Annotated in this window: 4 protein-coding genes; 2 read left to right on the top strand and 2 right to left on the bottom strand. The window is 55.2% G+C overall.

From position 1 onward, the window contains the following. Positions 1–67: 67 nt before the first annotated feature. Together M7R55_RS01210 and M7R55_RS12200 are read right to left on the bottom strand one after the other, a co-directional pair. On the bottom strand, positions 68–2,293 hold the full coding sequence (locus tag M7R55_RS01210) for a TonB-dependent receptor (RefSeq protein ID WP_298217758.1): 2,226 nt from the start codon (positions 2,291–2,293) through the stop codon (positions 68–70). 441 nt (positions 2,294–2,734) lie between these two features. Next, positions 2,735–2,803 carry a hypothetical protein gene (locus M7R55_RS12200; RefSeq protein ID WP_366881111.1) on the bottom strand — a complete coding sequence of 23 codons (69 nt, stop codon included), beginning with the start codon at positions 2,801–2,803 and terminating at the stop codon, positions 2,735–2,737. A 329-nt stretch (positions 2,804–3,132) separates the two neighbouring features. On the opposite strand from M7R55_RS12200, the gene M7R55_RS01205 reads away from it, so the two are divergent. Then, positions 3,133–4,197: a cytochrome c peroxidase gene (locus M7R55_RS01205; protein WP_298217755.1), complete on the top strand. Its 1,065-nt coding sequence runs from the start codon at positions 3,133–3,135 to the stop codon at positions 4,195–4,197. Between the two features lie 444 nt (positions 4,198–4,641). Continuing rightward, positions 4,642–4,928: cytochrome b/b6 domain-containing protein (locus M7R55_RS01200; protein WP_298217754.1), on the top strand; the 287-nt coding region annotated here is incomplete at its 3' end.

Genomic DNA, 4,928 nt, shown 5'->3' with positions numbered 1-4,928 from the left:
AAAAAACCCCGACACATTGTGCTGGGCTTTGTTTTGGCGCCCGCCGGGGTGCGGGCTGGATTTGGCCTTAGAAGCCGTAATTCAGGCTGGTGTAGATCGAGCGACCTGGGCCTGGAACCGGCACGCCGAAGGGAACGCCGTTGATCGACATCGTCTTGCCCTGGCCGAGATAAACACCGCCTTGAGGCAGTGCGTAGTAGCGGTTGAACAGGTTGTCGATGCCCACATCGATGCGCAGTTTGTTCCAGGTGTAGCTGGTGCGCAGGTTGACGAGGGCAAAGCCGCCGGTCTCTTGTTCGCCGCGCACGGTGGAGACATCCGTTTTCGCCGCGACGAGGACGGTTTCCACAGTGTTCTGCCATGCGCCGATGTTCTGCACCAGTCCCAGCTTGGCGTTCAACGGCATCACGTTATACAGGCTGTCGTTGGTAGTGGTGTTCCGGCCGTGGGTGTAGCTCACCATGCCGGTGGTGGTGAAGCGCCCGAAGCGTTGAGTGTCGGCCAGCAGGTAATAACCGGACACGTCCGCGCCATAGATGCGCGCATTCTGATTCACGTATTGCAGCACGTTGAACTGGCCTGTTTTGCATACTTTTCCGGGCATGCATCGAGCGTCAATGTAGTCTTGCACATAGGAATAGTACGGTGTGACTTTCACACCCCATTGCTGGCCGGTCGCGTCGTGCCAATCGGCGGTGGCGCTGACGGTGTTGGCTTTTTCCGGCTTGAGGTTGATGTCGCCCAAATAGCCGTTACCGTCGCCGACGAAGTTATTCATGATCGCGGCCATCGCCCAGGTCGACCAGCTGTAGCGCTCGTACAGATTGGGCGAGCGGGCCTGACGCGCAAAGCCGAATTCGTAGGATTGGGTCGCATCCGGCGTGTAGCGTGCCAGCGCGGTGAAATTGAGGTTGTGATCGGTTTGTTCACGATCACTGGCATTGAAGGCTGCGGCATCCTTGGCCGTCATCATGTAGCTCTTGCCGGTGTTGCTATCGGCATAACCGCGCACCGGGCCCGCATTCATGCGCACGATATCGCTGCGAACACCGATCTGCGTCATCCATTGCGGTGTCCAGTGCGCGTCCCATTCGGCGAACAGGTCGAAGCGGTCGCGCTGGCCATCGTTGATGTTCCAGAACGTGCCCGGCGACATGCCGCCCGTGCCGGATGCCGGCCACCAGTCATCCAGACGGTATTTCTGCCATTCCGCGCCGAGCTTCAGTACATCTCGCGTTGTGAGATCGATATTGGCTTGCAGCTTGGCGCCGGTATTTTTGCCTTCGGTGTTCATCGGCATGCCCGGCGCGGTCATGTACCAGAACTGGCGGTCTTCGCCGAAGTTCATTTCATGGCGCACGTGCTGATGGTAGGCGCGGGCGTCCAGCGTGCCCCAGTCGTACTGCCCCTTGTAATGCAGGTTGAACTGCGTGCTGTTGTTCTGCGTCATGTCCATGCGCTGATTGGGGTAGTTCTCGTAGGGAATGCGCTGGATGCCGACACCCAGCTCGACCATCTGCGTGCCCGTATCGTTCTGATAGGCGGCGCTCAGTTCGTGATTCTGCGATTTGTAGGCCGAAGAACCGACGGTGTCGCCTTCAAGCCAGTGGCTGATGCCGGTTGAAATATCCTTCGGATCGGTGGAAGAGAGGCCCGCCGGTTTGAAATCGCCGCCCGCCTTGTAGTTGTCGGATTGTGCCGTTGAACCCCGGTAGCTCAAGCTGAAATTGCGCGTGGCCAGCGTCGCGGCCAGATTGCCGCCGTAGGCGCTGCCGTTGCTGCGGTAAAACCCGCCGATTTCGCCTTGCGTCACGGTACCTTCGCCGGGTTTGGCGAAGACGGGATCGGGCGAGTCAACCTGAATCGTGCCGCCGATGCTGTCGCCGCCGACGGAAACGGGCACAACGCCGCTATACACGCGCACCTGACCGACGTTGGTCGGAACGATGTACGACAGTGGTGAGTTCATGTGATTGGGGCAGGCGGCGATCAGATCCATGCCATCGACCTGCGTGCGCAGGCGATCATCGGCGAGACCATGAATGATCGGCAGGGCAGACACCCCGCCCGCGCTGAACAGGCTCACACCGGGGAAATCGGCCAGCAAGCGGGCCGAATCGCTGGTCGCGGCCCGCGCAGCCTTGATTTGTTCTGGCGTGAGTTCCTGGGCTCCGGCAGGTACGGTCGCCGTTTTGGTCGAGGCGACCTCAACCGGCGGCAGTTCGGTTGTGGCAAACGCTGTCAATGGTGCGGCGGCAATCAGAATCGCGAGCGGTTTTAATTTGAATTTCATCGTGACTTCTACTGTTGGTTTTTATGAGCTGGTTAAAAAGGAAGCCAGACCCATGAGCAAGTTTGTTGCCAACATGTAACCAATTGATATTAAAATTAATTATTGATGTCTGTTTTTGAAATAAATGGGGTATTTACCGCATAGCCGCGTGAAATGCCACATTTTTACCAAGTGTATTGCTTGGGAATCTAATTAAATTAGAGGTTCCGTGCAGCAGAGGGATGTGCCGCCATGAGCGATCGCATATGTGATCGCTCATGAAGAAAATCAAAAATCACATTTTTTGATTTTCGCGCGCTGAGAAATCTGGGATGGAATTATTCAGAGTTTTTCTTGGAGATGAGAAGGCGGATCGAATAATCGACGATACAAAAAAGCCGATATGCTAATCGGCCTTTGAGTGCGAATGCGCGCTGCAACCAGCGCGTGTGGATAATCGATTTACTGGGATTTGTAGGGAAGGAATTTGCCGTTCATTGTGACAACGACACGGTCGCCCGCCGAATTTATCTTTGGTACCTAGAAACCCCCCGTCCTTGGGATTTTTTGAGGTGACCTCTTGCAAATCAATCGAGTCTGACGCCAATGCCACATAAACCGCCGAAGGGTGTTTTTTACTTTCTGTACCCTTTGAAAATGTCGATATGCCAATTGAATGACCAAAATCCTTTCATTTCCAGAAAACCCGGGCTCGCATGAATTTCACTGCGTAACTGTTACATTTGGTAACACGCGTGAAATAGTTAGGTCAAACATCTTTCTTACATTTTCTGCAGCGCGTAACTTTCGTGCAAAATCGTGAACACATTCCATAGCCATTCTATTTAATGGGGACAAAGATGAACATGTACAAAAGTCATTTGAAGCTGCTGCCGGGCATAGCTCTTGCGCTCACGCTATCCACTGCTTCGGCACATGCCGCACAGTGGCAGGCTTTGCCGGAGAAAGCGCCGGAGCCTGCCGACAATCCGACAACTCCGGAGAAGGTGGAACTGGGGCGCATCCTGTACATGGACCCGCGCTTTTCCTCGACCGGGACGGTGTCCTGCAATTCCTGCCACAACGTGATGCTAGGTGGGGATGACAACCGACCGGTTGCTATGGGTGTACATGGTCAGATGGGTGGGCGCAGCGCGCCGACGGTCTGGAATGCTGCGTTTAGCTCAGCGCAATTCTGGGATGGCCGTGCCGCCAGCCTGGAAGAACAGGCCAAGGGTCCGGTGGTCAACCCGGTGGAAATGGGCATGAGCGAACTCAAGTCAGCTATTGACCGCGTGCGCGCAATTGCCGGTTACAAGCCCTACTTCGAAAAAGCCTTCGGTAAGGATGCGATGACGGCCGACAACGCCGCTAAGGCCGTCGCGGCTTTCGAGCGCACGCTAATCACACCGAACAGCCCTTATGATCGCTATGTGAAGGGCGAGAAGCAGGCCATGACTAAACAGCAGGTCAAAGGCATGGAAACCTTTGCTCGCGTCGGCTGCGCGTCATGCCATTCCGGTGCCGCGTTCAGCGGCCCGATGCTGTCCAATAATGGTAAGCCATTTCAGATGAAGTTCCCGACCTTCAGCGACAGTGCCTATGTCAGCAAATACAATCTGGACAAGGACATGGGCCGCTTCGAGGTGACCAAGAGCGAGTCCGACAAGCACATGTTCAAGGTGGCGACACTGCGCAACATCGAGCTGACCGCGCCATACTTCCACAACGGTTCGGTCAAGACGCTGGATGAGGCTGTGAAGGTGATGGGCAAGGTCCAGCTAAACAAGGATTTGTCCGACGACGAGGTCAAGGACATCGTGGCTTTCCTGCATGCGCTGACCGGCGAATTCCCGGAGCAGAAGTTGCCACGTCTGCCGGGTACTTCTGGCTGGGCATTCGAATACACCGAGGCCGCTAAATAAGCTGCTCATGGCGTCGATAAAGCTCCGTATCGTGGGGCTTTGTCATACGTGTCAATAACCGTCAGAACAGGTGGGGCGGGCGGCCGCTCACCCTAAATCCCCCTCGTTCTCCCTTTTACAAAAAAAGGGGGGCTCATTCAAAAAACGGCTGACCCCGTCCCGTGAAAAAGGGGGTTGGGGGATTTAAAGCAGCTCTGATCTGAAGGCGTGCTCAAAGCCAAGTGCTCCTTTGGTCATCGCGCCACACTCTTGCCGCGGGAGAGGGCGCTGCCGCATTCGTGCAGACATTCCCTTAAGAATTTGACTCTCTGCAACATCTTGTTACACCAGAGAAATAATTAAGCAGAACATCTTTTTTATGATCGAAAGACGGTAGGACGCCTTGGATAACCTTTCAAGCCGCCCGGTAGTAACTCTGTTGCCTTTCTTGATGGAAATTAAATTATGAAAATTGATCCGCCCGGCACAGGCCTCGTCATGACTCGATATGACCGCCCGACAGTTGTGTTGCACTGGTTGACAGCGGGGCTTGTCATCACCCTCTTCAGCTTGGCATTGGTTTGGGGACTTTTAGAACATGGCACGGCACTGCGAAAAGAACTCCAGTACCTGCATATTTCGCTTGGCATTTTGTTGGCCATAGTGATCATTATCCGTATCGCCTGGCGGGCCACTCGGGGCAGGCATCTGGCTTCGACCGCCACGGGAATCGGTAAATGGGCCGCCAAATC

This window comes from Halothiobacillus sp., assembly GCF_027346185.1.
Taxonomy (GTDB): Bacteria; Pseudomonadota; Gammaproteobacteria; order Halothiobacillales; family Halothiobacillaceae; genus Halothiobacillus.
The sequence above is the reverse complement of the archived record's forward strand: the minus strand, read 5'-3'. Positions and strand labels throughout refer to the sequence as shown.